Source organism: Halanaeroarchaeum sp. HSR-CO, from assembly GCF_024972755.1.
Taxonomy (GTDB): Archaea; Halobacteriota; Halobacteria; order Halobacteriales; family Halobacteriaceae; genus Halanaeroarchaeum.
Map to the genome: position 1 here is coordinate 417,501 of NZ_CP087724.1, position 25,364 is coordinate 442,864.

Genomic DNA, 25,364 nt, shown 5'->3' on the forward strand with positions numbered 1-25,364 from the left:
CATGCCAAACGGACCGTCGACGATCGACGCGCCGATCAAGGCGACGACGCGCTCGTTCGAGATCGTCGAGGAGATCATGCGGCGGGACGGGGCCGGCGTGACCGAACTCGCTGACGCGCTGGGGTACTCGAAGAGTACGATCCACGACCACCTCAGCACGCTCCGCGAGGCCAACTACGTCCGTCGCGAGGACGACCGTTATCGGGTCGGCTTGTACTTTCTTACCCTCGGCGGGCACGCGCGACGTCACGAGGACCTCTACGAGTTCGGCAAGGGCGAAGTCGACGACCTCGTCGCGGAGACGGGGGAATCGGCCAAGATCGCCGTCGAGGAGAACGGTCGCGGGATCTATCTCTACAAATCCCGCGGGGAGAACGCCGTTCGGACCCATTCACACGCCGGGACCCGGGTGTACCTCCATTCGACGAGCGTCGGCAAGGCGATCCTCGCGCACCTCCCGCGCGAGCGCATCGACGCGATCGTCGCCGAACACGGCTTGCCGACCTGGACCGACCGGACCATCACGACCGAGGCGGCCCTCCGCGAAGACCTCCGGGCGGTCAGGGAGCGTGGCTACGCGATCGACGACGAAGAGCGGATTCGTGGGCTCCGCTGTGTCGGGGCGCCGGTGATCCGGGACGGCGACGTCCTCGGCGCGATCAGCATCTCCGGACCCACGCGTCGGTTCGACGACGCATACACGGAACGGATGGGGGGTATCGTCCGGGACGCGGCACGCGTCATCGAGATGAACGCGAAGTACGCCTGATCTGTTCTGCAATACGGAACACAATCGGCCGTATCACGTCCCGACCGTGACCCTCGAGCGTCGCCGCGACGATATCCACACGGCGTCGACCGGATCCTCCTCTATCTTTCCAGTGTAGTGTTGGATAACCAGCCCTCGAATCGGTGCTGTTCTCGATCGGTCGTCTCCGCTGTCCGACGGTACCGGGCACCAGAACACCATAGAACAATGGCTGTTCCGGGACGAATTCCGCGGATCGGCCGTACCATCCACGTAATGCTGGGGGAGATGACCAGTCCGTCGATCCGTTCCGGAAGAACGAACGAGTCGGACGCGTCTCGGTCCGCCCTCGCGTCGGTCCTGGGGAACGGACGGTACCGCCTCGGTGACGGTCCGGGGGACCTACCGCTCTTCGTCGCGCTCCGCCTCCCAGTCGTCCGCGCGGTCCTGTAGGAACGCCCGGAGGTCGTGGGACTCGCCCGTCTCTCGGTCGATCAGTCGGACCTCCTGGTGGACGTCCCAGCGGTCGCCGTCGACGGTCGCGGTCGCGTCGACGCTACGCCGGAGGATGTTCTCTTCGCGATCGAGCAGCCCGTGGACGCGTTCGAGCGTGACGGCCGGATCGAGGGGTGTCTGGGTGTCCCGTTCGGTGTTCACGTCGAGGTGGCGCCGCAGGTAGGACCGAACGGTCATGTGCGTGACCCACTCGTGTTCCAGGGCCTCGACGTCGACCCCGTTGGTCCGCAGTCGCCGCCGCAGGTCGGACTGGTCGCTTTTCGACGCGGAGCCGTCTGGGTCGCCGAGGATCCGATAGACGGATTCCGGGGCGAACGGTCGCTCCCCCAGGAACGCCTTGGTCACCTCGACGTTGACGAAAGCCGCCAGATCGCGGAGCGAGTCGCCCTCGACGTCGTACCGGCGCTGCAACCGCGAATCGAGATCGTCGAGGTCGTACCGGTCGACCAGCCGGGCGACCTTCAATCGGGAGGCGTCGTCGGTCATGCGCTCTGGCGTTCGAAGTCGGGGGCCGCGATCGTCGGCCGGTCGATCGCGCTCGCCTCCTCGGGGAGGAGGGCGGTGATCAGAAACGGTGCGTACTCGTTGATGTACTCGAAGAGCCGTTCGAGCCGGGTGGCATCGATCGATTCGACGGAATCGAACAGGACCATCGGCACCGTCTCGTCGAGGTCGTGGACGAGATAGCCCGAGAGGGAGAGGACGATCCCGATGACCTCGCGTTCGGACTCGGAGAGGCTTTCGAGGGTGTCCTCGTAGACCGTCCCCTCGGCCGATTCCCGGACCAGATGGATGTCGAATACCGTGGCCGTCGACCCCTCCGAGGCGATCCGTTCGATCCAGACCCGAGTGATGTTGTCGTACCCGAGTCGATCGATCACGTCCGCCATCTGGGCGTTGAACTTCTCGACGATCTCCCGTTCGGTCCGCTCGATCGTACTGCGAGCGGTCTCGAGGTCCGCGGTGACCGTCGCCAGTTGCTCCTCGATCGACTCCTTCCGTGCGATCTGCTCCTCGATGTCTGCGATCTCCTCTCTGACGGACGCCAGTCGCGTCTCGAGTTGGCCGCGGCGGTGCTGGAGTCGGCTGAGCCGCTGGTAGGCCTCCGGGAGGTCGCTATCCCGGAGCGCCTCGGTCTCGGCGACCCGATCTTCTGCTGTTTCGATGTCCTGTTCTACGTCCTGCAGGTCGGCCTGGAGCGACTCCAGCGCCGATCGTTCGGCCTCGATCGTGGTCGCCGTCTCTCGGCGCTCGGCCTCCAGGCGCTCCCGTCGTTCCTTCTCGTCCTCGATGGACCGGAGTTCCGCCGTCAGGTCGGCCTTTTTGGCTCGGAGTTCCTGTAGCTGGTCGTTTTTCTCCGCCCGAACCGTCTCCAGGGTCTCGATTCGCCCTTCGATCCGGGACCGTTCGACCTCGCTGCCACACGTCCAGCATCGGACCGTACTCGTCTCCGGATGCAGGTCGGCGGTCACGTCCTCGTCGCTATCGAAGACGCCGATGACGTCCTCCCCCTCGAGAATCGACCGGTTGTTGGCGATGATGTCGTTCAGGTCCGCGATCGTCGACTGGAGCGCGCTGATGTCGGTCGCCACTCGTCGTTGTTCCGCGTTCAACTCCTCGATTTGCCGTTCGGCGACCGATAGTTCCGCCAGTTCGGCCTCGATTTCGGCCAGTTCGTCCTCGTACGTCTCGATCGACGACTCGGTCTCGTCGATCTCCGCCTCCGTGCGCCGTCGCCGCTCGCGCAGTTCCTCGAGTTCCTCGAGTCGGCGTTCGGCGTCCCTGATCTGCTCGCTGGTCGTCTCGTACTCGTCGATCTCCGCCTGCACCGCCTCGACGTCCGCCTCGACCGCTGCGAGGTCCGATTCCAGCGCTCGCTCCCGTTCGCGACGGTCCGGGAGGTCCTGCTGGACGGCTTCGATCCGGTCGAGTTCCCCCTCGAGTGAGGACCGCTCTTGTTTGAGCGACCGGATCTCCGCGTTGATCGCGGCCGTGTCGACCCCGCGCATCAGTATCTCGCGGAGTCCGTCGCCGCCGTTCCGGACCGCCGTGCGGGCCGGATTGGTCGCGAAGAGTGCGGCGTAGGTATCGACCAGTTCTGCCCGGTCGGACATGGGGTCGCCGCCACGAACGACGGCGCCGTCGGTGCTCGAGTACGTCCGCGTGGCGATGGTCTCCCCCATCGTCACCGTCACCTCGCCCGCCTCCGTGTCGGATTTCAGGGTCGCCGCGGCGCGATCGGCACCGAGGGCAGCTGCGATCGACCGCAGAAAGGACGTCCGGTTCGTCGCATTCTCCCCGGAGAGGATCGTCACCCCGGGCGGGATCGTCGTCTCGAGCGTCTCGATGCCCCCGAGATTGGATATCGCCACGGTCGCTGGAGTCCCGGCTGGGACGGTCATAGCCGAACGAACCCGTGGGCAGTAAAAAAGGTTTGGGCGTACCCACCTTCCCTATCCAACGTTACAGTGGAAAACTCTGTAGCGATCGGACCGACTGATCGATGCGCGGGGTCCAATCTACGAGGTCCAGCGTGGACGTTTTCGCCAATCTGAGACATTATAAATGAATACTCCGACTGGGGAGATGTGCCGACGGCCCCCATCCGCCACCGCTCGCAACCGACCGACGCTTCGCCAGCACTCTCGATCCGTCGGCCCGTATCGAGCCACCGGCCCCTCGGCCTATCGGGGAATCGACGACTGGTTCAGTGGGTACCTTCTGCGTCCTCGATCCCGAGGTCGTCGAGTGCCGCTCGGAGATTGTCCGCGGGGGATTCGCTCCCGGCTGGTGCCCGTTCCGCTCGCACTGGCCGGTCGATACCGTATTCATCGACCAGGTCGTCGATGATTCGGGCGAGGTGTCGCTGCGAGTAGGCGACGCCGAACCCCTCCTCGACGAGCGTGGCGATCTGTCCCATAGTGAGCGGTCGATGGGTGTCGAGCAGATGTGCGAGCCGCTCTCGCTGGTCCGTAGACAGTTTCGGCGGTCGTCCCCCGCCGAACGCCGGTTCGAGTCCGGTCACGCCAGCTTCGTTCCAGGCCGCAGTCCATCGACTGGCCGTCGGCTGCGAGATTCCGACCCGGCCGGCCGCCTCGGTGAGCGTATCGCCGGCGTAGAGGTTTTTGACGAAGCAGAGCCGGCGGACGAGGTAGGCGTCTCCCGAGCGCTGGGCCGCGTCGATCGCCGCGTCGATCTCCGGGTCGTCCAGTCGTCGTTCGACGTCGCGCCGGGGTCCAGGCATGCGCTGCTCTCGTGGCTCTAACTATTCAATAGTTTCGACACATTGTGCGCAATTTGACGAACGCCCGCCGCCCTGGAACGTCGGCCGATCGGCGGGGCTCGGTTGACGGCCACAGCTGTCGGACACATCGCAACGCTCAGGTGACCGCCACTGGTGGGTCACCCATGGAACTCGGCGTCATCGGACTCGGACGCATGGGACGTATCGTGGTCGACCGAACGCTCGACGCCGGTCACGACGTCGTCGCCTTCGACATCGACGAGGAAGCAGTGGCGGCGGCCGCGGAGGCGGGTGCCACCCCGGCCGAATCGATACCCGACGTAGCCGCCCAATTGGGCGAGGACCGCCGCATCTGGCTCATGGTGCCGGCGGGAGACCCCGTCGACGCGGCTCTCGCGGAACTCGAACCTCACCTCGACGAGGGCGACGTGGTCGTCGACGGTGGGAACTCCTATTTCAAGGACTCCGTCCGTCGGGCCGAGGAGACCGACGTCGCGTACCTCGACTGTGGGACGAGCGGGGGTCCCGCCGGCGCGGCTCTCGGGTTCTCGCTCATGGTCGGCGGGCCCGAGTGGGCCTACGAGGAACTGGTCCCCGTCTTCGACGCGGTGGCCACCGGCCCCGACGGGCACGCACGCATGGGGCCCACCGGATCGGGTCACTACGTGAAGATGGTCCACAACGGGGTCGAGTACGCGCTGATGCAGGCCTACGGCGAGGGCTTCGAGTTGCTCGCCAATGGCCGGTACGACCTGGATCTGGAGACCGTCTCACGGACCTGGAACAACGGCGCGGTGATCCGCTCGTGGCTGCTCGAACTCGCCGAGGAGTCGTTCCGCGAGGAGGGCAACGACCTCGGTGACGTCGCCGACCACGTCGCCGGCGGGTCCACGGGCACCTGGACGGTACAGGAGTCCCTCGAACAGGAGGTCCCCCTTCCGCTCATCTACCAGGCGCTCGCCGAGCGCTTTGGCTCCCGCGATGCGGCACGCTTCTCGCGGCGCCTGGCCAACCGCCTCCGGTACGGGTTCGGTCGCCACGAAGTCGTCCGAGAGGACTGAAAACCGCCGCAGACGCCGATTGACCCGCCGGTACCGCCAGGTATTTAGCGTCACCTAATTTCAATCCTGGTAACGCAGTATGAACGGACACCGACCCCGGCGAGGGTCCACGGGTATCGCGGATTCCCGGGTCGTGGAGCGGAACCCATTTGTTTTAGGCGGGCCTAAACGAAGCTACATGCTCTCGGTTATCGGCGTTGTGCCTCCCCGTCGTGCCGGTCGGTCTATCGACGCCGGTCGTCCCGCCCCAGGAGGACTGCTATGACCGTCAATCACGCTGGGACGCCGAGACACGGTGACTTACAGCAGGACCGACGAACCGAGACGAGCCCGGCCCCCCGGGGTGACCCGGTCCTCGAACTCAGTGGTGTCTCCAAGCAGTTCGGCGAGGAGCGGGCGGTCCGTGACCTCTCGCTCTCGGTCTACGACGGCGAACTCGTCACGCTCGTCGGCCCCTCCGGGTGTGGCAAGACCACGACGCTGCGGCTCATCGCTGGGCTCGAACGGCCAGACGACGGAACCGTGACCATCGACGGATCGGTGGTCGCGTCGGGCGAGGGCGCCGGGTTCGTCCCGCCAGAGGAACGTGACGTTGGCGTGGTCTTTCAGGAGTTCGCGCTGTTCCCGCATCTCAGCGCCGCCGAGAACGTCGCGTTCGGCATCGATGACCTCCCCGAGGACTGTCGCCGGGAGCGTGTTCGGGAGATGCTCGAACTGGTGGGCCTGGCCGACCAGGCCGATTCCACGGTGGACGCCCTCTCGGGCGGACAACGACAGCGCATCGCGCTGGCTCGTTCGCTCGTGCCGGAACCGGAGATACTCCTGCTCGACGAACCGTTTTCGAACCTCGACGTCGCCCTCCGCGTCGAGATGCGCGAGGAGGTCAGACGGATCCTCGACGAGACCGGCGTCACCGCCATCTCGGTCACCCACGACCAGGAGGAGGCGCTGTCCATCAGCGACCGTATCGGCGTCATGACCGACGGGACGCTGGCCCAGGTCGGCCCGCCGGAGCGTGTCTTCCAGCATCCGGAATCGCGCTTCGCCGCCGAGTTCCTCGGACAGGCGAGTTTCCTCCCGGCGGCGGTCCAAGAGCAGGCGGTCGAGACGGTCATCGGGCAGATCGACCGGGGACAGGTGACCGGTCTCTCGTCGGCCTACGAGGGCACCGAGGTCGACGTCCTCGTCCGCCCCGACGACGTGGGTGCCCGTCGGGCCGAGGACGAGGGGAACGGTGAGGTGGTCTATCGGCGGTATCTCGGCCCGTCGGTCCTCTACCGGGTGGAACTCGACGCCGGCCCGACGGTGGAGACCATCCACAATCACGCGTCGTCGCTCGCCCTCGGCGAACGTGTCGACGTGTCGGTGACCGCCGACCACGAACTCGCCTGGTTCCCCGCGGATGGGGACGCCGCTCCCGTCTCTTCGGTCGGCACGTCGTCATCGCAGGGCTGACTGCGGGCGGTGGAAACACTGGCCCGATGGGGGCTCAGTCGACCGTCGAGCCATCTGCGAGCCGCTCGGCCGGTTCGCCGTCGCAGGTTTCCTCGAGGAGCAGACGTGCCACCGCCAGTGCGGCCTCGGGACCCGCGGCGGTGACGACGTCGTCGGCGGGGACGACGGGCTCCTCGACGACCGACGCGGCGTGCCTCGCGAGTTCCTCGCGGAACGGTTCCGCGGTCGTCGCCACCCGTTCGGTCAGGAGACCGCCCGCGCCGAGGGCAAGCGCGCCGGTTCCGATGCCGACGACAGTGGCGCCGGCGTCGGCCAGTTGCCCGAGACGCTCGGGGAGCTCGGTCGGATAGGTGGGCGTCGGGTCGCCGTCCGCCGCGGACCGTCCTCCCGGGACCACGACGACGTCGGGCGTGCCGATCAGAACGTCGTCGGGGACGAGAACGATCCCGGCGTCTGCGGTGACCCCGTCACTCGGGACGAGACTGAACACCGTCGATTCGATCGCACAGCCGTTCCTCGCCGCCGTCGTCAGGGTGTCGTGAACGCCCACGAGCGAGCGGGCGTCGACACCGTCGTAGGCGAGAATGCCGATTGAACGCGATTCGTTCATGGATGGTGGTAGTAGCGGGGGGCTCTTAATTCGACACGCTGGGCCGGCAAACCAGGATTTATACGTAAATCTTACGGTTTACGGACGGATTTTCACAATATTGGAAAGGCGAAACATTACAATATCCTCCAGTGCATACGAGATGACAGGAGACAGAAAATGAGTGAAAGCGAATTCGAAGCCGACGAGACCGTCGACGCACGTGGATCCGCCTGCCCAGGTCCCCTGATGGACCTCATCGGCAAGATCAAGAACGTGGACGAGGGAACGGTCGTCGAGTTGCTCACGGGCGACGAGGGCTCGAAAAACGACGTCCCCGAGTGGGTCGAGGAGGCCGGTCACGAACTCCTCGGTACCGTCGACGAGGGCGACTACTACGCCATCTACGTCAAGAAGACGTAATCCGTCCGTCCCCACAGATCGGTGCGACTGCGACGCGACTGCAACGCGAAGCGGTCGCGTCGCTCGGTCTTCTGGATCGTTTCGGTACTGGACAGTGACATCTCATCGACGCCGGGGTTCAGCCGTGAACCTTCCGTGACGACTGGTTGCGGTAATACTTGGTAGCTTCACCGGGGCCAATGTTGTTCGTTGACACGTAATTGTCCAACACGCGCGATGGCGAACGAGCGGGAGTGCAGGTTCCATACCGGGCAGGCTTCCGCTCTCGCCACCGATAGAGAGGGTATCGACGGATATCTGCGTTCCGTTACCGGCCACCTGGTATGCGTTCACCTGACAATCGACCCACATCGACGATGCAACACGTTCAAAGCGTCGGGAGAACACGGTCCGTACAGTGACGGAGACGCGTGTCGAGAGCACCATCACCGAGGGTGGGCTCGTCCGCCCGATGCTGGAACTCGCGTGGCCGATGGTCGTCATCCAGTTGCTGCAGGTCGCGTACAACCTGGCCGACACCTTCTGGCTGGGTCGCCTGTCGGCGAACGCCGTCGGCGCGCTGAGCCTCGCGTTTCCACTCATCTTCTTGCTCATCTCCGTCGGGGGCGGATTCACGACCGCGGGGAGCATCCTCGTCGCCCAGTACACCGGTGCGGAGAGTGAGCGATCCGCCGGACTGGTCGCCGGGCAGACCCTCTCGTTCGTGACGTTCCTCGCCATCGTCCTCGGAGTGGTGGGCTACCTCTCGACCGACGCGATGCTCGGGCTACTCCCGGCCGGCCCGGAGACGGCGGCGAACGTCGTCCCGCTCGCGGCCGATTACATGAAGATCTTCTTCGTCGGCCAGCCGTTCCTCTTCGGCTTTTTCGTGTTCTCCTCGCTCATGCGTGGGTACGGGAACACCCGCACCCCGATGCGCGTTATGGTGATCAGCGTGGCCATCAACGTGGTCCTCGACCCGTTCTTGATCTTCGGCTGGTCGGTCTTCCCCGCGATGGGCATCGAAGGGGCCGCCGTCGCGACCATCTTCTCGCGGGGGGTCGCGACCGTCATCGGCGTGTACATCCTGTTCCGCTCGGGCGTCGGTCCCGACGTCTCGATACCGGACCTCTCGCCCGACTTCGATCTGATCACCAAGATTGTCCGAATCGGCGTCCCGAGCGCCACCGAGCAGTCCATGAGCGCCATGGCGATGATCACGCTCACCGCCATGGTCGTCTCCTTCTCCCCGCCAGTCGTCGCCGCCTACGGCCTGGGCAATCGACTCATCTCGCTCGTCTTCCTCCCCGCGATGGGACTCGGCCGGGCGACGAACACGATGGTCGGCCAGAACCTGGGCGCGAAGCAGTTCGACCGGGCCGCCAAGGCGGTACAACTGGCCGCGAGCGCTGCCGCTTTCGTCCTCTTCGTCATCGCCATCGTGGCCGCGCTGTTCCCCGAACCGATCATCGCGGTCTTCATGCGCGGGGACACCGCCGACGCCATCGAGACCATCGCGCTCGGCGCGGAGTACCTGCGCATCCGGACCACGGAGTTCGTGTTCATCGGCATCCTGCAGGTCTTGCTCGGCGCATTCCGGGGGTCGGGGAAGACCTCGACCGCGATGGTGCTCTCGGTCGTCGCCCTCTGGATCGGTCGCGTCCCGACGGTCTACGTCCTGGCGTTCGTGATGGATCTCGGACCGACCGGCATCTGGATCGGGATGGCCCTCGGGAACATCCTCGGGGCCATCGTCGCCGTCGGCTGGTTCATGCGTGGCACGTGGCGACAGACGGTCATCGAAGAGGACGGTCCTGAGGGGGTCGTCGACGTACTGGACTCCTCGACCGAAGATTAACCCTCGTACCCCGGCGCCTCGCGAAGCGCCTTCTCGAGATGGACCCGGTGCCACTCCGACGAGAGCGACCCGGTGACGTGCCCGTAATTCATCGTCACCAGTTCGTCCGGTGCGTAGGCGTCCTTCTGCACGGCGTACTCGACGATGCGGTCGTGGCGGGCGAGCAACCCCTTGACCTGTGCGTCCGCCCGGTCGAATGCCCCATCGAAGTCCAGAACTGCTTCGAGTCGATCGGGGCTCTCCCGGGCGTTCGGCGCCGTCATGTGGCGATACGCGGACGATGTGAACACCTCGCCGAGCCGGGCACCGGCGAAGATGGGCGCATACCGCTCTGCGGTCCCGTGAACGGCCCGGTGGAGGTTCGTCACCCAACCGCCGAGACTGATACCCGAGACCACCACCGCTGGTGTCCCCATCTCGTGAAGCCTCGCGACGAGTGCCTCGATGACCGCGGTCGACGACGCCAGTAGCCCCACGAAGTCCGCGAGGTCGCCCATGCGGCGGACGTATTCCCCCGCCGTTCGGTCGTGGAACGGCGCCCGAACGACCACGACGTTGGCCCGCAGCTCCTCCCCGTCACCGAAGAGACGATCGACGGACGTCCCGCCGAACATCCCTGACGCGAACGGGTCTTCGCCGCTCCCGTGGTGGAAGATCACTGTCGGGTGGCCGACGCCCTTCCACTCCTCGAACCGGTACCAGGCCTGGTACTCCCCGGTCGGCGTCTGGGCGTCGACGGTCTGGATCGTCGCGGCCCCCGTCACCGCCCTGGCCGCGCCGTCGAATTCCATCCCGTCGACGGCCGCATCCGCGGCGGCATCGACGAGCGGGGGGCTCTCGAGACTGTCCCGAAAGAACCGTTCGTCCCCGAGAAGAGCCCCGGCCAGCCTGACGGTCAGGTCGTCGATTGATCCGTGGACGTTCATCGTCGGAGGATACGGGGCGGTCCCGCTTTATTGTTGGCACTATGACTCGATAGGCGTTCACGATGCCGGAAAATATTTCAAAATAATGGTCATTTTCCATTCTACTCTTTTCTTTGATCACTCGTGTCGGCGTGAATGACTACCGATGACCGCCGAGTGTGTTCGGACGATAGCCCAGAATTCGACGTATTCGAGTGGATCCGTCGGATCGTCTCGGCAGCCCTCGCCTCTATTCGACGTTCAACGAAGCAGACTCGACAGGGTAGATAACTCCTTTCGCTTTGCGTTCACGGCGGACCGCCCGGAGCACCAGCGGCAGCACAGCGAATTTATCATTGGAAATTGACTATCCTCGATAGCCGATATGTTATCCCGACGGTACCGAACGTTTGCGTCCTCGATTCCCGGACCGATGTGTGTACGGTTTCGTCACTCGATGTCGTGGGACGTGAGCTACTACCACACGATCGACGTCGGTGACACTCTCGTGACGGCGGGGCGGACGGTGACCGAGGCGGACGTCGGCTCCTTCGCGGGCGTGAGTGGCGACGACAATCGCCTCCACACGGACGCCACGTCCATGGCCGATTCGACCTTCGGCGAGCGCATCGCCCTCGGGCCGCTCGTCTTCTCGATGACGACGGGGTTGCCGTGGGGGCGCCGTCCCAGCGAGGAACGCGACGCGATCGTCGCGTTCTACGGTGTCGACTCGCTCCGATTCACCGGCCATACGTTCGTCGGCAACACCATCCACGTCGAGTCGACGGTCGCTGCGAAGACGCCCGCCGACCGCGAAGACGCCGCCGGGATCGTTCGATACGAGACCGAGGTCGTCGACCAGGACGACGAGACCGTCCTGTACTGCGATCCGATCGTGCTGTTCGAGTGTGCGTGTCGCGATGGGCCGAAGCGGGTACCGTCGCCGTTCCCACATCCGAAACGTCCCCCTTCATTACAGAACTAACCGTGTAATGGTGGTGGGGTTCGCCAGCGTCGACAGCCGGTCCGCTACTCGAGTTTCACATAGCGGAACGGACGGCCGACCTCAGGATGGAAGTTCTTCCATGACCGACGGAACGCCCTCGGCGGTGATCGTCTCTCCCACGACGTAGGAGCTGGCGTCGCTCGCGAGGAACTGCGCGATGTCCGCGATCTCCTCGCTCGTTCCGATCTGTCGATCGACGGACGATCTGTCGATAGCCGAGGCGGAGACCCCCATCTGTGATTCGACGCCTGGCGTGGCGACGAAGCCGGGGGCGATGCAGTTGACCCGGACGTCTGCGTCGGCCCACTCGTTGGCGAGGGTGGTCGTGAGATTGATGACCCCCGCCTTGGCGGCGGCGTAGTGGCTCATGTAGGGCGCTCCTTGCTGGCCGGCCACGCTCGCCACGTTGATGATTGCGCCACCGCCGGCGTCCCGCATGTACTCGCCGGCGACCTGGCTGGCGTGGAAGGTCCCGTGGAGGTTGATGTCCACGATGGTCTTCCAGCCGTTCTCGCTGATGTCCTCGAACGGTGCCATGAAACTCGCACCCGCGTTGTTCACCAGGATATCGAGGCCGCCGAACGCGTCGACGGTCGTCTCGACGAGGGCTTCCACGGCGGTACGGTCCATGACGTCGCACTCGACCGCGACGGCCTCCCCCGGTCGATCGCTCTCGGCGATGTCCTCGGCCACGGGGTCGACGTTCTCCTGTTCGCGGGAGCAGACCACGACGTTCGCCCCGTCCGCGGCGAACTGCTCGGCGATGGTCCGTCCGATGCCACTCGACGCACCGGTAACGATGGCGGTGCGGCCTGCGACTGAGAATTGGTCGGTCGTCATTGTCGGTGACTGGTGTCGGAACCGTTCGCCCGGGCCCGTGATAAACCTTGACCGGTTGAGGGCCGGCCAGCGGGGCCAGGCCGACAGGAACGGTTCCACACCCCCGGTGTCAGCCGTCGCGGAACAGCCGGGCGTTGGTCATCCCGGTGGCGACGGGGTGGCCCTCGCCGGTCGGCGTCTCGCTCTCGACAGGGACACGGGTAACGCCAACGTGTCCGCCAGCCCGGATCACCGTGGCGATGCCGATGAGGTCGCCGACACCGGATCCGAGAGAGGCGACCGAGTTCTGGATGGTGGCGAGGCCGACCGCGTCCGATTTCTCGGACGCCGTCCGGACGGCGAACGCGCTCGCGGTGTCGACGAGGGTGGACGCCACGTCGCCGTGGGCCGAGTTGCAGCCGTTCCGGGCGGGGTTCGTAAGCGTTTCGTCATGCGGAACGCACACCGTGACGTCCCGGATCGATAGACTCGCACTCGACGCCGAGCATGGAGCGGAAGCCGTGCTGGCTGACGAACGATTCGACGGTGCTTCGACGTCGTCGCCACGTTCCGCCATCGTTACTGCCCCGTCGGCCACAGTGGGTCTGTCGGCGAAATTTCCGTGGCCGAACGGCTCCGTTCCATCCCCGCGAGCAATGGGGGCCGGAGCAAACGCCCATTCCCGGCCACCCTAGAAGTCGGTGACGACCGGGATGCCGACCGTGGAGAACTCGTCGAGTTTCTCGATGGTCTCGGGGACGTCGTCCAGGGCGATACGGTCGGTGACGACCGCGCCGGGATCGATCTTGTCCTCGGCCATCATCTGAAAGATCTCCTCGTACTCGTGGGTGGGCATCCCGTAGGAGCCGTAGAAGTCCACCTCGTCGGCGACCATCTGATCGACTGGTATCGAGACCGTCCCACCCTCCTCGGCCGTGGTCAGCCCGATCTGGAGGTGCTGGCCACCCTTGTCGAGCGAGGCGAGGGAGTTGCGAGTCGTCTCCGCGATGCCCAGGGCGTCGACGGCGATGTCGACCCCGCGTCCGTCGGGCGTCTCGGATCGGACCGCTGCGGCCACGTCGTCGACTTCCGGGACCTGTACCGTGCGGTCCGCGCCGAGGTCGCGGGCCTTCTCGAGGTTCTCCTCGTTCAGGTCAACGGCGACGACGTTCCCCCCGAGGGCGTCGGCGACGTGGATCGCGGAGAGGCCCACGCCGCCACAGCCGTGCACGGCCACCCAGTCGCCGGCGGTGAGGTCGACGCGGTGGACGATGCCGTGGAAGGCGGTGGCGAATCGACACCCGAGTCCAGCGACGGCGACGGGGTCGACGCCCTCCGGGAGCGCGACCAGGTTGTGGTCGGCGTTCGGGACGGGGTAGTACTCGGCGAACGCGCCCTGCTGGAAGGGGACCAACCCCATCGGGACGGCGGACTCGCAGATGTTCGACCGGCCCGCCCGACAGTGTCGACACGTCCCATCGGAGAGGTTGAACGGGTTGGTCACCAGGTCTCCTGTCTCGAACTGCGTCACGTCCTCGCCGACCTCGACCACTCGCCCGGCCGGCTCGTGGCCGAGGATCTGTCCCTTCTGGGTCTGGACGCCCAACCACTCCCAGTCCCCACGCCACGTGTGCCAGTCGCTCCGACAGACGCCACAGGCTTCGGTCTGCACGACCACGCCGTCGGGCCCTGGGTCGGGCCGGTCGACCGCCTCGACGGTCATCGGTTCCCCGACGCCCTGAAAGACAACCGCTCGCATATTACTGTGTTCTGATGGATCGGGCATGAACCTTTCCCGTCGGTCGGCCTCACGGTTCCGGGCGTTCGCCGTCCACGACGTCGAGGACCGCCGAGAGCCTGGATATCCGGTAGTCGACGGCGGGGCCGTCCTCGGCCCCGAACGCCACCGTCGCCATCCCCACGTCCGTTGCACCCTTCATGTCGTTTCTGTACCGGTCGCCGATCATCAGCGAGCGTTCGGCTGGGACACCCGCCGTCGACAGCGCGGTCTCGAACATCGCCGGGTGCGGTTTGGTCCACCCGACCGCCTCCGAGGAGGTGTAGGAGTCGAAGCCAGCCAGGAGGCCGAACCGCTCGAGGATCCACTCGCCCTCCTCGTGATCGACGTCGCTGATGACGCCGACGTGACGGTCTGACGCCTGGAGGGTTCGCACGGTCTCGACCGCCTCCGGGTTCGGCCGTATCAGCCGGTCCATCACGTCGTGGAACAGCGGTCGCCACTCCTCGCGTTGTACGCTCGTCTCGAGGATGGCCGCGACGGCCCGGTCGTATCCGTCGCGTGCCGGTCGAAAGGTCAGTTCGTCCCGTTCGGCGAAGTACTCGCCGACCACCGTTCGCCACCGTTCGAGTGCGTCGTCGGCGTCCCCACGACAGGGATACCGATCGCACAGTTCCTCGACGAAGGTCGCGTGGGCGTGCTGGACGGATTCGAGGGAGAGGATGACGCCCCCGATGTCCCAGAAGACGGCCTGCCAGCCCGGATCGTCGTTCATAGCTGTTCTGGCGGACGGCACTGCTTGAAAGTATCGTCGGATCGTTCTGCTCCCCGCTAGCTACGGGTCCGTGGCCCCGGTCCCGCTCACCTGGCCGGGGCGTTCTCGGCGACCTCCGCTTCGACGTCCTCCGTGACGTACTCCTCGCGGAGGGTCGTCTTCGAGAACTTGCCGGTCGACCCCTTGGGAATCTCCTTGACGGGGATCACCGCATCCGGTGCCCACCACTTGGGGTAGGACTCGGCGACTCGCTCGCGGAGCTCCTGGGCCTTCGATTCTTCGTCGACCTCACCGCGGTAGGCGACGAACGCGACCGGTCGTTCGTTCCACCGATCGTGGGGCACTCCGACGACGGCCGCCTCCGCGACGTCGTCGTCGCCCATGATCACGTTCTCGACCTCCGCGCTGGCGATCCACTCGCCACCGCTTTTCACGAGGTCGTCTTCGCGATCGACGATGTCAACGTAGCCGTCCTCGTTGACCCGGGCGACGTCGCCGGTCTTCAACCAGTCGTCCTCGGTCACCACCTCGCGGGTCTTCTCGGGGGCGTTGTAGTACTCGGTCGTGACCCACGGGCCGCGAACCCAGAGCTCGCCGAGGTTCTCGTCGTCCCAGGGAACCTCCTCGCCGTCGTCGTCGACGACCTTGAATTCGAGGCCGGGCAGCGAGATGCCCGCGGAGTGCGCTCGGAGCGCGTCCAGCTCCTCGCCAGCCAGCCCCTCGAATTCGGGTTTCGTCTCGGCGAGATGCGTGACCGGGCTGGTCTCGGTCATCCCGTACCCGGAGAGCAACTCCAGGCCGAGTTGCTCGCGGTAATCGCGAATGAGGCCCTGGGGGGTCGCCGCGCCGCCGCTGACCAGGACGTCGACACTGGAGAAGTCGACGTCGTTTTCGGTCGCATACTCCAGTAGGTCCATCCACACCGTCGGGACGCCTGCGCTGTGGGTCACGCCCTCCTCCTCGATGAGGGTGGCGAGCACTTCTGCGTCCGGTTGCGGGCCTGGAAGGACCGTCTTCGCCCCCGCGGCGATCGTCCCGAAGGGGAGACTCCACCCGCTCACGTGGAACATCGGAACGATGGGCATCTCGACCGAGCCGGCGTCGAGTCCGACATCGCTGGTGAGCAGCGCCATCACCTGGGTCCAGTACATCTTCTGTGTGTACTCGACACCCTTCGGTTTGCCCGTCGTCCCGGAGGTGTAACACATCCCCGCGGGCTGGTCTTCGGGTAACACCGGGAACTCGTAGGTCGGATCGCCGTCGGCGATGAAGGACTCGTAATCGACGACCGGCTCGAGGTCGGTCTCGGGGACGGCGTCGCCCATGACGACGAATAGCTCGACGGAGGAGAACGCCCCCTCGTCGTAGGCACCCTCGAGTTTCTCCAGCATGACAGGGTCGACGATCACGACCCTGTCCTGGGCGTCGTCGACGATGTGCTGGATGTGCCCATCGGGTAACAGCAGATTGATCATGTGAACCTGGGCACCCATCGAGGCGACGCCGTAGTAGGCCTCCTGGTGCCAGTGGTTGTTCCACGCGAAGGTAGCGACCCGGTCGCCCCGTTCGATGCCGAAGTCCTCGAGGGCCGACGCGAGCTTTCGTACTCGTTCGCCGTACTCCGCGAAGGTGAACCGCTGGATCCCTTCGTGGGTTCGGGAGACGATCTCCTGATTCGGATAGACGTTTTCCGCACGCCACAGGAACGAACGCAGGTTGAGGGTTGCGCCACCTGGCATGTTCAACAATCATTATGGAATTATACATAAATGTATGCCACTTCGTGGCTCACTCGGTGGAACGCGGATGGATCGGCATCGCTACGATCTGGCCGAAATCTATTCCTGGGTGGGCCGTCGAGGGCCCTCCATGACAGAAGACCGCGAGGAGTACTTCGAACGACTGGTCGACGAGCAGTCGCTGTCGTCGTATCTGACCGCGGAACTCGGCCCGGCAGCGACCTTCGGCGTCGACCGGCACGACGAGGGCCACTCCAACGAGACGTTGTTCGTGACGTGGGGCGAGCGGGACCTCGTCGTTCGACGACCGCCGCCGGGGGAGACCGCCGACACCGCCCACCAGGTACTCAGGGAGTATCGGGTCATGGACGCGCTCCAGGAGACGCCCGTCCCGGTGCCCCCGACCGTCCTCGCCTGCGAGGACGAGTCCATCATCGGCAGCGAGTTCTACGTGATGGAGCGCGTCGATGGCGACGTCCTCCGTGACGACGAACCGGAGCGGTTCGCCACGCCGTCGCTGCGCGAGCAGGTGGGCGAGACCCTCGTCGACACGCTCGCGAGCATCCACGCGGTCGACTACGATGCCGTCGGCCTGGCGGATTTCGGCCGGCCCGAGGGCTACACGGCACGTCAGGTCGAGCGCTGGCAGCGACAGTTGGCCTGGGCGTTCGAGCGGACCGAGGCGGTCCGGGCGATTCCCGAACTCGAGGAGGTTGGTGCGTGGCTCGCCGAGAACGCCCCGACCGACCACCCGCGATCGCTCGTTCACGGGGACTACAAACTGGATAACGTGCTCTACGCTCCCGGGACGCCCCCGTCCGTCGCCGCCATCTTCGACTGGGAGATGGCGACGCTCGGCGACCCGCGGGCCGACCTCGGGTGGCTGCTGGCGTACTGGCGGGACGACACCGAACCGGCGGTTCGGGACGCCGTTCACGCCCCCGCGTTCACCGCGGCCGAGGGGTATCCGTCCCGCCGCGACCTCGTCGAACGGTGGGAGGCGCGGACCGGATTCACCTTCGAACACGAACGGTTCTATCGCGTGCTCGCGGTGTACAAGTTGGCGGGGCTCGGCGAGATGTTCTACCGGCGCCACCTCGAGGGGAACGCCGACGACGCGCTCTACCCCGAGATGGAAACGCGGGTCCCCGCCCTGGCCGAGCGGGCGCTGGCGATCCGGGACGGCAAGGACCCGCTGTAGGCGTCGATCGTCGCCCGCTGCTCCGACATCACGAAGATTGATGAGGGTTCCGGGTGGATTTCGTCCATGGTAGTCGAGCTCGCGGACATCGACCAGATAGCGGTCCTCGGGGCGGGAAACATGGGGCACGGCATCGCCGAGGTCGCGGCCCTGACGGGGTACGACGTCGTCATGCGCGACATCGAACGGGACCTCGTCGACGACGGGTACGCGGACATCGAGTGGTCCGTCGAGAAACTGGTGGAGAAGGGCGTCGTCGACGAGGACCCGGCGACGATCATGGCCCGCATCGAGACGACGACCGACCTGGCGGCCGCCGTGACGGATGCCGACGTGGTGATCGAGGCGGCACCGGAGCGACTCGACCTCAAACGAGACATCTTCACCGACCTCGACGAGTTGACCGACGACGAGGCCATCCTCGCGACGAACACCTCCTCGATCTCGATCACGCAGATCGCGGCGGCGACCGATCGGCCCGAGCGCGTCGTCGGCATGCACTTTTTCAACCCGCCGGTGAAGATGGACCTCGTCGAGGTCATCTACGGGGCGGAGACCGCCGACGAGACCGCCGAGACGATCTCCGACCTCGTCGAGACCATGGGCAAGACCCCCATCTACGTCCGCAAGGACGTCAACGGATTCGTCGTCAACAGCGTCCTCGCCCCCTACGTCGACGAACCTGCCTGGATGGTCTCGGACGGGGCGGCGACGATACGGGAGGCCGACGCGACGATGGTCCACGAGCGGGGGTATCCGATGGGGCCTTTCGAACTGAGCGACCTGACTGGTATCGACGTGGGCTACCACGTTCGCAACGAGGCCGGGAAGCCAATCGCACCGATCGTCCAGGAGAAAGTCGACGCCGAGGAGCTCGGCCGAAAGACGGGCCGTGGCTACTACGAGTACGAGGACGGCGACGGCGCGGATTACACCGTCGACGACGCCGGTGACTTCGACCACCTGCGGGTCGAGGCGCGGATGGTGAACGAGGCGGCCACACTCGTCGGTGGCGGCGTCGCGACGCCCGACGCCGTCGACACCGGGATGCGACTCGGGACGGGCTTTCCCGAGGGTCCCTGCCGTCGCGGCGACGACATCGGCCTCGGGACGATCCTGGAGAAACTCCGTGCGCTCCACGAGGAGACCGGCGAGGAGCGGTTCGAACCCGCGCCGTACCTCGTCGGTCTCGTACAGTCGGGGCACACCGGGAAGACGGCCGGCCGAGGATTCTACGACTACGCGTCCTCGGACGACGACCCTGGCGAGTACCAGGCAATCGACTACGAACTGTCCGACGACGGCCTGCTGGAGATCGAACTCGACCGGCCGGAACGGCTCAACGCCCTCAACGACGCGATGACCGAGAGTATCGTCGACCTCCTGGAGAGCGTCGACGAGGACGCGGTCCGGGCGGTGGTCTTCCGGGGCGCGGGCGACCGGGCGTTCTGTGCGGGGGCGGACATCAGCGGCTTCAGCGACATCCACCCGGCAAAGTATGCCGAACCAACCGAGGTATTCACCCTCGTCGACGAATTCCCTGCACCGACGGTGGCGGCCATCGACGGCTACTGTCTGGGTGGCGGTCTGGAACTCGCGCTGGCCTGTGACTTGCGCGTGGCGACCGACGACTCGACCTTCGGCTTCCCGGAGATCGATCTCGGATTGTTCCCCGGTGGGGGCGGGACACAGCGTGCGATGCGGATACTCGGCGAGGGGCGGGCGAAGGAACTCGTCTTCCGCGGCACGCAGATCGACGCGGAGCGGGCGGCCGACTGGGGGCTGATCAATCGGTCGGTCGTCCCCGAGGCGTTCGAGGACGTCGTCGATGCGTACGTCGACGACCTCCTGGCGGGCCCGCCGATCGCGTTACGGCGGGCCAAACGCGTGATGAACGGTGGCGCCGACGAGAACCTCGATGCCGGCCTCGAGATGGAGAGTCAGGCGTTCAGTCTCTTGCTGACCACAGACGACTTCGTGGAAGGTGCGGCCGCGTTCAACGAGGACCGGGACCCCGAGTTCGAGGGCTCCTAGGGGTCGCCGAATCGGGAGATCTGTTCGAGTTCGGCTGGGTCGACGTCGGCGAACGCCTCCCTGGCGATGGTTCGCTTGTGGACCTCGTCCGCACCGTCGATGATCCTGAACTGCCGAACGTTCTGGTAGAACTCCGCGAGCGGCAGGTCCTTCGCGATACCGTTCCCCCCGGTGTACTGGACGGCCGTGTCGACCACGTCCTGTACGACGTTCGCAGTGAACACCTTGCTCATCGAGACGGCGACGCGTGCCTCCTCGCCGGCGGCGATCTCGGCGGCGGCCTGTCGGTTGAGGGCGCGGGCAGCCTGCAGTTTCGTCTCCATCTCCGCGATCTCGAAACGGGGACTCTGTCGCTCGGAGAGCGGTCCCCCGAAGCCCTCGCGCTCGGAGAGGTAGGCCTTCGCGATGGAGAGTGCGCGTTCGCCCATGCCCGAAAAGCGCATGCAGTGGGTCAATCGCGCCGGGCCGAGTCGCTCCTGGACGTGAGCGAAGCCCTCGCCCTCTTCGCCGAGGATATGTTCGTCCGGGACGCGGACCCCGTCGAAGACGACCTCTGCGTGACCCTTCCCGGTGGTCTCCCCGCCCATGTGTGGGATGTTTCGGACGATCTCGACACCCGGCGCGTCCGCCGGGACGAGGAAGACGGAACTTCCCTCGTAGGGGTGGGCGTCCGCGTCGGAACGCGCGAAGACGAGAAGGACGTCCGCGTCGATGCCCTGCGTGGTCCACCACTTGTGGCCGTCGATGATCCAGTCGTCCCCGTCGCGTTCGGCCGTCGTCTGCAACATCTTCGGGTCCGACCCGCCGCCCTGCATCGGTTCGGTCATGGCGAAGCCGGATTTCATCCGTCCCTCGACGAGCGGTTCCAGGTACTGCTCTTTTTGCAGGTCTGTGCCGTGCATCTCGAGGAGATGCATGTTCCCCTCGTCGGGGGCGTCGACGCGCATCGCCATCGGTCCCAGCGCGCTGCGCCCGGCCTGTTCGAAGGTTGGGAGGACGTCCCGGAAGTCGTAGCCCATCCCGCCGTGTTCGGTCCCGATCTGCGGGGCGTAGACCTCGTACTCGCGAGCCGCCTCGCGGAGTTCCCGGACCGTCCCTTCAGAGACGGTCGTCCCCCCCGAGAGCTCGCGTTCGGCCGGGATGACGACCTCGTCCATCAGCCGTCGGGCGCGGTCGGCGAGCGCTTCCGCTTCGGCGGAGTCGGTAAATGATAACATGCCTGCATCATCTCGGGGCTGGCATATAGTTGTACCTCTATATGGGATCGGGCTCCGATCGACCGCGGTCAGTCGTAGGTCAGGTCGATCCGTAACTCCTGGACGGCGTCCTCGAGCAGGGCGGGATACGTGGATTCGAGGTCCTCGGTCTCGACGCGTGCCGCCGGGCCGAAGACACTCAGGCCACCCAGCAAGTCGTCGTGCTGGTCGTAGACCGGCACCCCCGCCGCGCGGAGCCCCTCCATGTGTTCTCCGACGTTCGTCGCGTATCCTCGGCTCCGAGCGGCCGCGAGGGTCTCCCGTAGGCGGTCCGGATCGGTTATCGAGTTGTCCGTATAGCTATCGAGGTCGACAGCCGCGACGTATTCCTCCAGACGGGCCTCGGACCACTCCGCGAGGATTGCCTTGCCGGCCGCGAGGACGTGCAACGGACGGCGCGTTCCGATCATCGTGTCGCTCTGCAGGGGGTGACGACCACCGGCCCGGTGGACGTAGACACCCTCGAACCGTTCTGGAACCAGGAACAGTGCCCGTTCGCCGGTGGCCTGAGCGAGTTCGATCACCTTCTGTCTCGCCACGAGGTAGCCCTGCTTGCGCAGGCGTGGCGGCTCGCTCAGTTGTAAAAATCGCAGGGAGAGCCGATATTCGCCGTCCTCCTCGACGAGATAGCCCATGCGGTACAGGGTCTCGAGATGCCGGTAGGCCGTACTCTTGGCCACCCCGATCTCATCGCGGATGTCGGCGAGCGACCGTCCGTCTGCATCCCGGAGCAACTCCAGGATCTCGAAGGACGTACGGGTCGTCGACACCCCTGCGGTCCGGTCGGCCTGGTCTGTCATACTCGTTCGTTCGGGTCGATTCGCATCAACGTTTTGTATAGTCGACCGATCCGTTCGACGAGGTGAAATAGCGGTCGGCGAGTCGAAGCGATCGCCCTCAGCCATCGCCAGGCCCCGTTCCTGTGGACCGGAAACACGGCAGTGGTCGCATCCCATCGCCAGGGTCGTGCCATCATTCCTGGCGAACCCCGCAGGGACCATTGCGGCCGGGTCCTCAGATATCGGTCACGCAGTCGTGGGCGACGTCGACGGCCTCGGCGTCTTCCGGGAGGAGTGCCACGACGAGGTAGGTGGGGTACTCCTCGAAGTACGCCACCAGTCGGGCGATCCGATCCGAATCGATGGCCTCCAGGGAGTCGAGGACCATGAACGGCAGGCGCTCGTACACCTCGTGGACGAGGTAGCCGGCCAGGGCGAACACCAGGCCGGTGACCTCCCGCTCGCTCTCCGAGAGGTGGTCGACGGTATCCTCGTAGCTGACGCCGTCGTCGGACGACCGGACAACGTGCAGGTCGAAGCGCTTCTCGCCGTTCGGTCCCTCGCCGGTGGTCCGCTCGATCCAGATTCGGTCGAGGTTCTCGTACTCGAGGACGTCGAGGACCGTCGCCATGTGCTCGTTGAACGCCTCGACTGCGCCGTCTTCGAGGCGTTCGATGCGGGTTCGGAGCTCGGTCAACGCCTCGGCGATCGCGTCGCGTTCGGCCTCGAGGGCCGCGATGCGGTCGCGCTCCTCGTCGAGGGTCCCGAGTTGCTCGTCGATGCCCTCGATTGTGGATTCGACCTGGTCGCGTTCGAACTCGAGTTCGGTGACCGCCCGCTGGAGGGTGAGTACCTCGCTCCGGTCGGCCGCCTCGAGTTCCGCGATCCGGTCGTCGAGGTGCTCGACGCGGGCGTCGAGTTCCTCGCGTCGGTCTGCGAGATCCTCGATGCTGGCCTCCCGCGATTCGATCTCCGATTCGACGTTCTCCAATCGCCGCTCCAGATCCGCTCTGCGCTCGCGCTCGGCCTCGACGGTCTTTCGCCGTTCGACCCGCGCTTCGAGGGTCGATTCGATCTCCTGCCGCTCGGCGACCGTCTCGCGCCGGAGGTCCTGGATCGATTCGACGGTCTCCTCGATCCTCGATCGTGGTACCTCGCTACCACAGGTCCAGCAGACGGTGGCATCCGCGACCAGCCGGTCCGTGACGGCATCGGGGGTGGTCCCCAGGGCATCCCGTAGCTCGCCGTGTTCACCGTCGACCATCTCGCGGTTGAACTGGACGATGCGCTGGAGCTGGTTCACCGTCGTGTCGAGTGAGCGCTTGTGGTCTCGGAGCCGGTCGATCTCGGCCTCGAGTGACTCGACGTCGGCGTCGTCGTCAGCCTCGAGCGCGTCGAGTTCCTCGCGGAGTTCCGCACGCTCGTCTTCGAGGGCCGCCAGGCTGTCGCGTTCGGTCTCCAGCCGAAACTCGACGTCGTCTAGCTCCGATCGGACGTTCGAGCGCTCGGTGACCGCCCGGTCGAGTTCGTCTTCGATCTCCCTGGATTCTGCGACCGAGCGGTCGATGGCGTCGAGTTCGTCTCTCTTCTCCGCGAGTTCGGCGTCCAGTTGTTCGCGTCGCTCGAGGAGTCCCTCGCGTTTCTCGACGAGCCCCGGCCGCCGATCCTGTCGATTTCGTAAATTTTCGAGTCGGCGATCGATCTCGGTTCGCCGCTGGGTCTGCGACGCGATCTCGGCGCGGATGGCGTCGTCGTCGACGGGTCGCATGATGACCTCCCGCAGGTCGTCGCCCCGCACGACGGCCTGCCGTGCCTCGTTGTCCTCGAGGAGGTACGCGAACAGGTCGCCCACGTCGCTCTCCGGGTCGAACGGCTCGCCGCCGCGGTGGACGCGGCCGTCCTGACGGGTGAGCGTTCGTCGGAACTCCTCGTCGCCGATGATGATCGACGCCACTCCTTCGTCGGCATCGGCCTTCAGCGAGACGGCGGACCCGCCCAGCGCGCCGATGAGCGCTCGCAGGAACGACGTCCGGTTCGTGGCGTTTCGTCCCGCCAATACGGTGAGTCCCGGTTCGAGTTCGACGACCGTCTCGTCGATGCCGCCGACGTTCCGGGCCGAGACCCGTACCGGCCCCTCGAGGGTCGCCGGTTCGCTCGTCATATTCCGTCTCCTGGCCCCGCCGACGGGTAAACGTTGTCACTCCAGCACTCCGCCGGTTCGGGAGGGCATCAGCCCCCGCCACACTCGCATCCTTCGGCCTCGAGGAACTCGGCGACGTCCATCTCGGTCCCACACGCCTCGCAGTGGATTCGGATCTCCACGTAGACGTCCAGGTCGCCGGCATCGACGTCGCCCCTGTCGCGGAGACGCTCGACCGTCTCGCGTGTCACCGCCGCCGTGCGCCCGCGAAGTCGTTCCAGGGTCTCCGCCCCGCTCTCGACCGGGTCCCTCCCCTCGCGTTCGAGGGTCGCCCCGCGGACGTCGCGGAGGTAGGTGTGCATCGCCTGGTGGGTGACGAAGTCCGAGTCCACGACTTCGACGTCGACGCCTTCGCGTTCGAGTTCCCGGCGTTTCTGCACCCGGGCCCCCTCGGTCACGTCGTCGCCAGTGAGCACCGAGTACGCGTGGGCGACGTCGTACTGGCTCGCTCTCTGGCCGGCCGAGTCGAGGGCCGCGGCGAGGACCTTCCGGTTGAACTCGTCGGCCAGATCGCGGAGGCTGTATCGATCGTCGTCGCGGGTCCACTTGCGCTCGAGGTCGGCGCCGACGTCGCCGAGGTCGTACGTCCCGATGACGCGTGCGACCTTGCTTCTCGTGACCGTTTCGGTGCGCTCGTCGCTCATCGCCTGGATAGAGAGGGCGCGCCCGGATACATACGCGTTGCGGGTGGACTTGGAACGATGACCGCGGTGCTGGCACTTACCTCGTCATGGTTGTAATGGATATTGGCGCGCCACCGCTCGTCGTCCCCGGACTGCTACTCGCCGACGGGGGTTCGGTAGCTATATCCAAAAATTGGTATATTTTTGAATTCATCCGTACGCTGGTAGTATTATATTGATCCGCGCGCCTACGCGTATCTTTGCTACCGATCTGGATATCGACTCGAGAAGTATCAGGTGTGCCCGTAATTTATTCCTTCTAGCCGAATGATCTACGATATCGTATGGAAATTCTTCGAAATCATCGGCGAAGAGAATCACGGCTTTAGCGGTTGAAACGCGTATTTCCAATTACG

At 65.8% G+C, this 25,364-nt stretch carries 22 protein-coding genes; 8 read left to right on the forward strand and 14 right to left on the reverse strand.

Annotated features, from left to right (window positions below):
- The first annotated feature begins 1 nt into the window (after window position 1).
- A complete protein-coding gene (locus HSRCO_RS02220) occupies window positions 2-769 on the forward strand; it encodes an IclR family transcriptional regulator (RefSeq protein ID WP_259518766.1) in 768 nt (255 codons plus the stop codon).
- Window positions 770-1,150: 381 nt separating this feature from the next.
- Here the strand turns inward: HSRCO_RS02220 and rdfA (HSRCO_RS02225) are convergent, their stop codons facing one another.
- From rdfA (HSRCO_RS02225) to HSRCO_RS02235, 3 genes are all read right to left on the reverse strand, one after another.
- The gene (gene rdfA, locus HSRCO_RS02225; protein ID WP_259518767.1) at window positions 1,151-1,750 is read right to left on the reverse strand and encodes a rod-determining factor RdfA; all 600 of its coding nucleotides are present in this window, start codon (window positions 1,748-1,750) and stop codon (window positions 1,151-1,153) included.
- Window positions 1,747-3,666 carry an archaea-specific SMC-related protein gene (locus tag HSRCO_RS02230; RefSeq protein ID WP_259518768.1) on the reverse strand — a complete coding sequence of 640 codons (1,920 nt, stop codon included), beginning with the start codon at window positions 3,664-3,666 and terminating at the stop codon, window positions 1,747-1,749. Before HSRCO_RS02230 ends, rdfA (HSRCO_RS02225) begins: the two co-directional genes overlap by 4 nt.
- Before the next feature lie 305 nt (window positions 3,667-3,971).
- Window positions 3,972-4,508: a helix-turn-helix domain-containing protein gene (locus HSRCO_RS02235; protein WP_259518769.1), complete on the reverse strand. Its 537-nt coding sequence runs from the start codon at window positions 4,506-4,508 to the stop codon at window positions 3,972-3,974.
- A 164-nt stretch (window positions 4,509-4,672) separates the two neighbouring features.
- Between HSRCO_RS02235 and gnd the strand changes: the two genes are divergently transcribed.
- Both gnd and HSRCO_RS02245 read left to right on the forward strand, forming a co-directional pair.
- Complete coding sequence (gnd, locus tag HSRCO_RS02240; RefSeq protein WP_259518770.1) at window positions 4,673-5,569, forward strand: phosphogluconate dehydrogenase (NAD(+)-dependent, decarboxylating); 897 nt, start codon at window positions 4,673-4,675, stop codon at window positions 5,567-5,569.
- 261 nt (window positions 5,570-5,830) lie between these two features.
- Window positions 5,831-7,024, forward strand: coding sequence for an ABC transporter ATP-binding protein (locus tag HSRCO_RS02245; protein ID WP_259518771.1), 1,194 nt, complete (start codon window positions 5,831-5,833; stop codon window positions 7,022-7,024).
- Window positions 7,025-7,058: 34 nt separating this feature from the next.
- Here the strand turns inward: HSRCO_RS02245 and HSRCO_RS02250 are convergent, their stop codons facing one another.
- Entirely contained in the window at window positions 7,059-7,634 is a 576-nt protein-coding gene (locus HSRCO_RS02250; RefSeq protein ID WP_259518772.1) for a DJ-1/PfpI family protein, read from the reverse strand.
- 159 nt (window positions 7,635-7,793) lie between these two features.
- Here HSRCO_RS02250 and HSRCO_RS02255 point away from each other — a divergent pair, with 159 nt between their 5' ends.
- Both HSRCO_RS02255 and HSRCO_RS02260 read left to right on the forward strand, forming a co-directional pair.
- Entirely contained in the window at window positions 7,794-8,036 is a 243-nt protein-coding gene (locus HSRCO_RS02255) for a sulfurtransferase TusA family protein (RefSeq protein WP_259518773.1), read from the forward strand.
- A 451-nt stretch (window positions 8,037-8,487) separates the two neighbouring features.
- Window positions 8,488-9,873: an MATE family efflux transporter gene (locus HSRCO_RS02260; RefSeq protein ID WP_259519764.1), complete on the forward strand. Its 1,386-nt coding sequence runs from the start codon at window positions 8,488-8,490 to the stop codon at window positions 9,871-9,873.
- Here HSRCO_RS02260 and HSRCO_RS02265 read toward each other — a convergent pair.
- Window positions 9,870-10,799: a hypothetical protein gene (locus HSRCO_RS02265; protein ID WP_259518774.1), complete on the reverse strand. Its 930-nt coding sequence runs from the start codon at window positions 10,797-10,799 to the stop codon at window positions 9,870-9,872. The two genes, HSRCO_RS02260 and HSRCO_RS02265, sit on opposite strands and share 4 nt — an antisense overlap.
- Window positions 10,800-11,235: 436 nt before the next feature.
- On the opposite strand from HSRCO_RS02265, the gene HSRCO_RS02270 reads away from it, so the two are divergent.
- Window positions 11,236-11,763, forward strand: a complete 528-nt coding sequence (locus tag HSRCO_RS02270; RefSeq protein WP_310795444.1) for a MaoC/PaaZ C-terminal domain-containing protein — start codon at window positions 11,236-11,238, stop codon at window positions 11,761-11,763.
- Between the two features lie 81 nt (window positions 11,764-11,844).
- Here HSRCO_RS02270 and HSRCO_RS02275 read toward each other — a convergent pair whose 3' ends face one another.
- The 5 genes from HSRCO_RS02275 to HSRCO_RS02295 all read right to left on the reverse strand — a co-directional run bounded on the left by HSRCO_RS02275 (window position 11,845) and on the right by HSRCO_RS02295 (window position 16,855).
- Complete coding sequence (locus HSRCO_RS02275; RefSeq protein ID WP_259518775.1) at window positions 11,845-12,624, reverse strand: SDR family NAD(P)-dependent oxidoreductase; 780 nt, start codon at window positions 12,622-12,624, stop codon at window positions 11,845-11,847.
- A gap of 109 nt (window positions 12,625-12,733) precedes the next feature.
- On the reverse strand, window positions 12,734-13,069 hold the full coding sequence (locus HSRCO_RS02280; protein ID WP_259518776.1) for a PaaI family thioesterase: 336 nt from the start codon (window positions 13,067-13,069) through the stop codon (window positions 12,734-12,736).
- 225 nt (window positions 13,070-13,294) lie between these two features.
- Window positions 13,295-14,362: a zinc-dependent alcohol dehydrogenase family protein gene (locus tag HSRCO_RS02285; RefSeq protein ID WP_259518777.1), complete on the reverse strand. Its 1,068-nt coding sequence runs from the start codon at window positions 14,360-14,362 to the stop codon at window positions 13,295-13,297.
- Window positions 14,363-14,411: 49 nt separating this feature from the next.
- Entirely contained in the window at window positions 14,412-15,116 is a 705-nt protein-coding gene (locus HSRCO_RS02290; RefSeq protein WP_259518778.1) for an HAD family hydrolase, read from the reverse strand.
- A gap of 86 nt (window positions 15,117-15,202) precedes the next feature.
- Window positions 15,203-16,855 carry a long-chain-fatty-acid--CoA ligase gene (locus HSRCO_RS02295; RefSeq protein WP_259518779.1) on the reverse strand — a complete coding sequence of 551 codons (1,653 nt, stop codon included), beginning with the start codon at window positions 16,853-16,855 and terminating at the stop codon, window positions 15,203-15,205.
- A gap of 130 nt (window positions 16,856-16,985) precedes the next feature.
- On the opposite strand from HSRCO_RS02295, the gene HSRCO_RS02300 reads away from it, so the two are divergent.
- Window positions 16,986-18,056, forward strand: coding sequence for a phosphotransferase family protein (locus tag HSRCO_RS02300; RefSeq protein ID WP_259518780.1), 1,071 nt, complete (start codon window positions 16,986-16,988; stop codon window positions 18,054-18,056).
- Window positions 18,057-18,122: 66 nt separating this feature from the next.
- On the forward strand, window positions 18,123-20,090 hold the full coding sequence (locus HSRCO_RS02305) for a 3-hydroxyacyl-CoA dehydrogenase/enoyl-CoA hydratase family protein (protein ID WP_259518781.1): 1,968 nt from the start codon (window positions 18,123-18,125) through the stop codon (window positions 20,088-20,090).
- Here the strand turns inward: HSRCO_RS02305 and HSRCO_RS02310 are convergent.
- From HSRCO_RS02310 to rdfA (HSRCO_RS02325), 4 genes are all read right to left on the reverse strand, one after another.
- Window positions 20,087-21,307: an acyl-CoA dehydrogenase family protein gene (locus HSRCO_RS02310; RefSeq protein ID WP_259518782.1), complete on the reverse strand. Its 1,221-nt coding sequence runs from the start codon at window positions 21,305-21,307 to the stop codon at window positions 20,087-20,089. The two genes, HSRCO_RS02305 and HSRCO_RS02310, sit on opposite strands and share 4 nt — an antisense overlap.
- Window positions 21,308-21,375: 68 nt before the next feature.
- Window positions 21,376-22,146, reverse strand: coding sequence for an IclR family transcriptional regulator (locus HSRCO_RS02315; RefSeq protein WP_259518783.1), 771 nt, complete (start codon window positions 22,144-22,146; stop codon window positions 21,376-21,378).
- A gap of 214 nt (window positions 22,147-22,360) precedes the next feature.
- On the reverse strand, window positions 22,361-24,286 hold the full coding sequence (locus tag HSRCO_RS02320) for an archaea-specific SMC-related protein (RefSeq protein WP_259518784.1): 1,926 nt from the start codon (window positions 24,284-24,286) through the stop codon (window positions 22,361-22,363).
- 68 nt (window positions 24,287-24,354) lie between these two features.
- Window positions 24,355-24,969: a rod-determining factor RdfA gene (gene rdfA / locus HSRCO_RS02325; protein WP_259518786.1), complete on the reverse strand. Its 615-nt coding sequence runs from the start codon at window positions 24,967-24,969 to the stop codon at window positions 24,355-24,357.
- Window positions 24,970-25,364: the final 395 nt, after the last annotated feature.

Coding starts and splice junctions, on each gene's coding strand:
- HSRCO_RS02220 (WP_259518766.1), top strand. CDS start 2: ATGCCAAACGGACCGTCGACGATCGACGCGCCGATCAAGGCGACGACG.
- rdfA (WP_259518767.1), bottom strand. CDS start 1,750: ATGACCGACGACGCCTCCCGATTGAAGGTCGCCCGGCTGGTCGACCGG.
- HSRCO_RS02230 (WP_259518768.1), bottom strand. CDS start 3,666: ATGACCGTCCCAGCCGGGACTCCAGCGACCGTGGCGATATCCAATCTC.
- HSRCO_RS02235 (WP_259518769.1), bottom strand. CDS start 4,508: ATGCCTGGACCCCGGCGCGACGTCGAACGACGACTGGACGACCCGGAG.
- gnd (WP_259518770.1), top strand. CDS start 4,673: ATGGAACTCGGCGTCATCGGACTCGGACGCATGGGACGTATCGTGGTC.
- HSRCO_RS02245 (WP_259518771.1), top strand. CDS start 5,831: ATGACCGTCAATCACGCTGGGACGCCGAGACACGGTGACTTACAGCAG.
- HSRCO_RS02250 (WP_259518772.1), bottom strand. CDS start 7,634: ATGAACGAATCGCGTTCAATCGGCATTCTCGCCTACGACGGTGTCGAC.
- HSRCO_RS02255 (WP_259518773.1), top strand. CDS start 7,794: ATGAGTGAAAGCGAATTCGAAGCCGACGAGACCGTCGACGCACGTGGA.
- HSRCO_RS02260 (WP_259519764.1), top strand. CDS start 8,488: ATGCTGGAACTCGCGTGGCCGATGGTCGTCATCCAGTTGCTGCAGGTC.
- HSRCO_RS02265 (WP_259518774.1), bottom strand. CDS start 10,799: ATGAACGTCCACGGATCAATCGACGACCTGACCGTCAGGCTGGCCGGG.
- HSRCO_RS02270 (WP_310795444.1), top strand. CDS start 11,236: ATGTCGTGGGACGTGAGCTACTACCACACGATCGACGTCGGTGACACT.
- HSRCO_RS02275 (WP_259518775.1), bottom strand. CDS start 12,624: ATGACGACCGACCAATTCTCAGTCGCAGGCCGCACCGCCATCGTTACC.
- HSRCO_RS02285 (WP_259518777.1), bottom strand. CDS start 14,362: ATGCGAGCGGTTGTCTTTCAGGGCGTCGGGGAACCGATGACCGTCGAG.
- HSRCO_RS02290 (WP_259518778.1), bottom strand. CDS start 15,116: ATGAACGACGATCCGGGCTGGCAGGCCGTCTTCTGGGACATCGGGGGC.
- HSRCO_RS02295 (WP_259518779.1), bottom strand. CDS start 16,855: ATGCCAGGTGGCGCAACCCTCAACCTGCGTTCGTTCCTGTGGCGTGCG.
- HSRCO_RS02300 (WP_259518780.1), top strand. CDS start 16,986: ATGACAGAAGACCGCGAGGAGTACTTCGAACGACTGGTCGACGAGCAG.
- HSRCO_RS02305 (WP_259518781.1), top strand. CDS start 18,123: ATGGTAGTCGAGCTCGCGGACATCGACCAGATAGCGGTCCTCGGGGCG.
- HSRCO_RS02310 (WP_259518782.1), bottom strand. CDS start 21,307: ATGTTATCATTTACCGACTCCGCCGAAGCGGAAGCGCTCGCCGACCGC.
- HSRCO_RS02315 (WP_259518783.1), bottom strand. CDS start 22,146: ATGACAGACCAGGCCGACCGGACCGCAGGGGTGTCGACGACCCGTACG.
- HSRCO_RS02320 (WP_259518784.1), bottom strand. CDS start 24,286: ATGACGAGCGAACCGGCGACCCTCGAGGGGCCGGTACGGGTCTCGGCC.
- rdfA (WP_259518786.1), bottom strand. CDS start 24,969: ATGAGCGACGAGCGCACCGAAACGGTCACGAGAAGCAAGGTCGCACGC.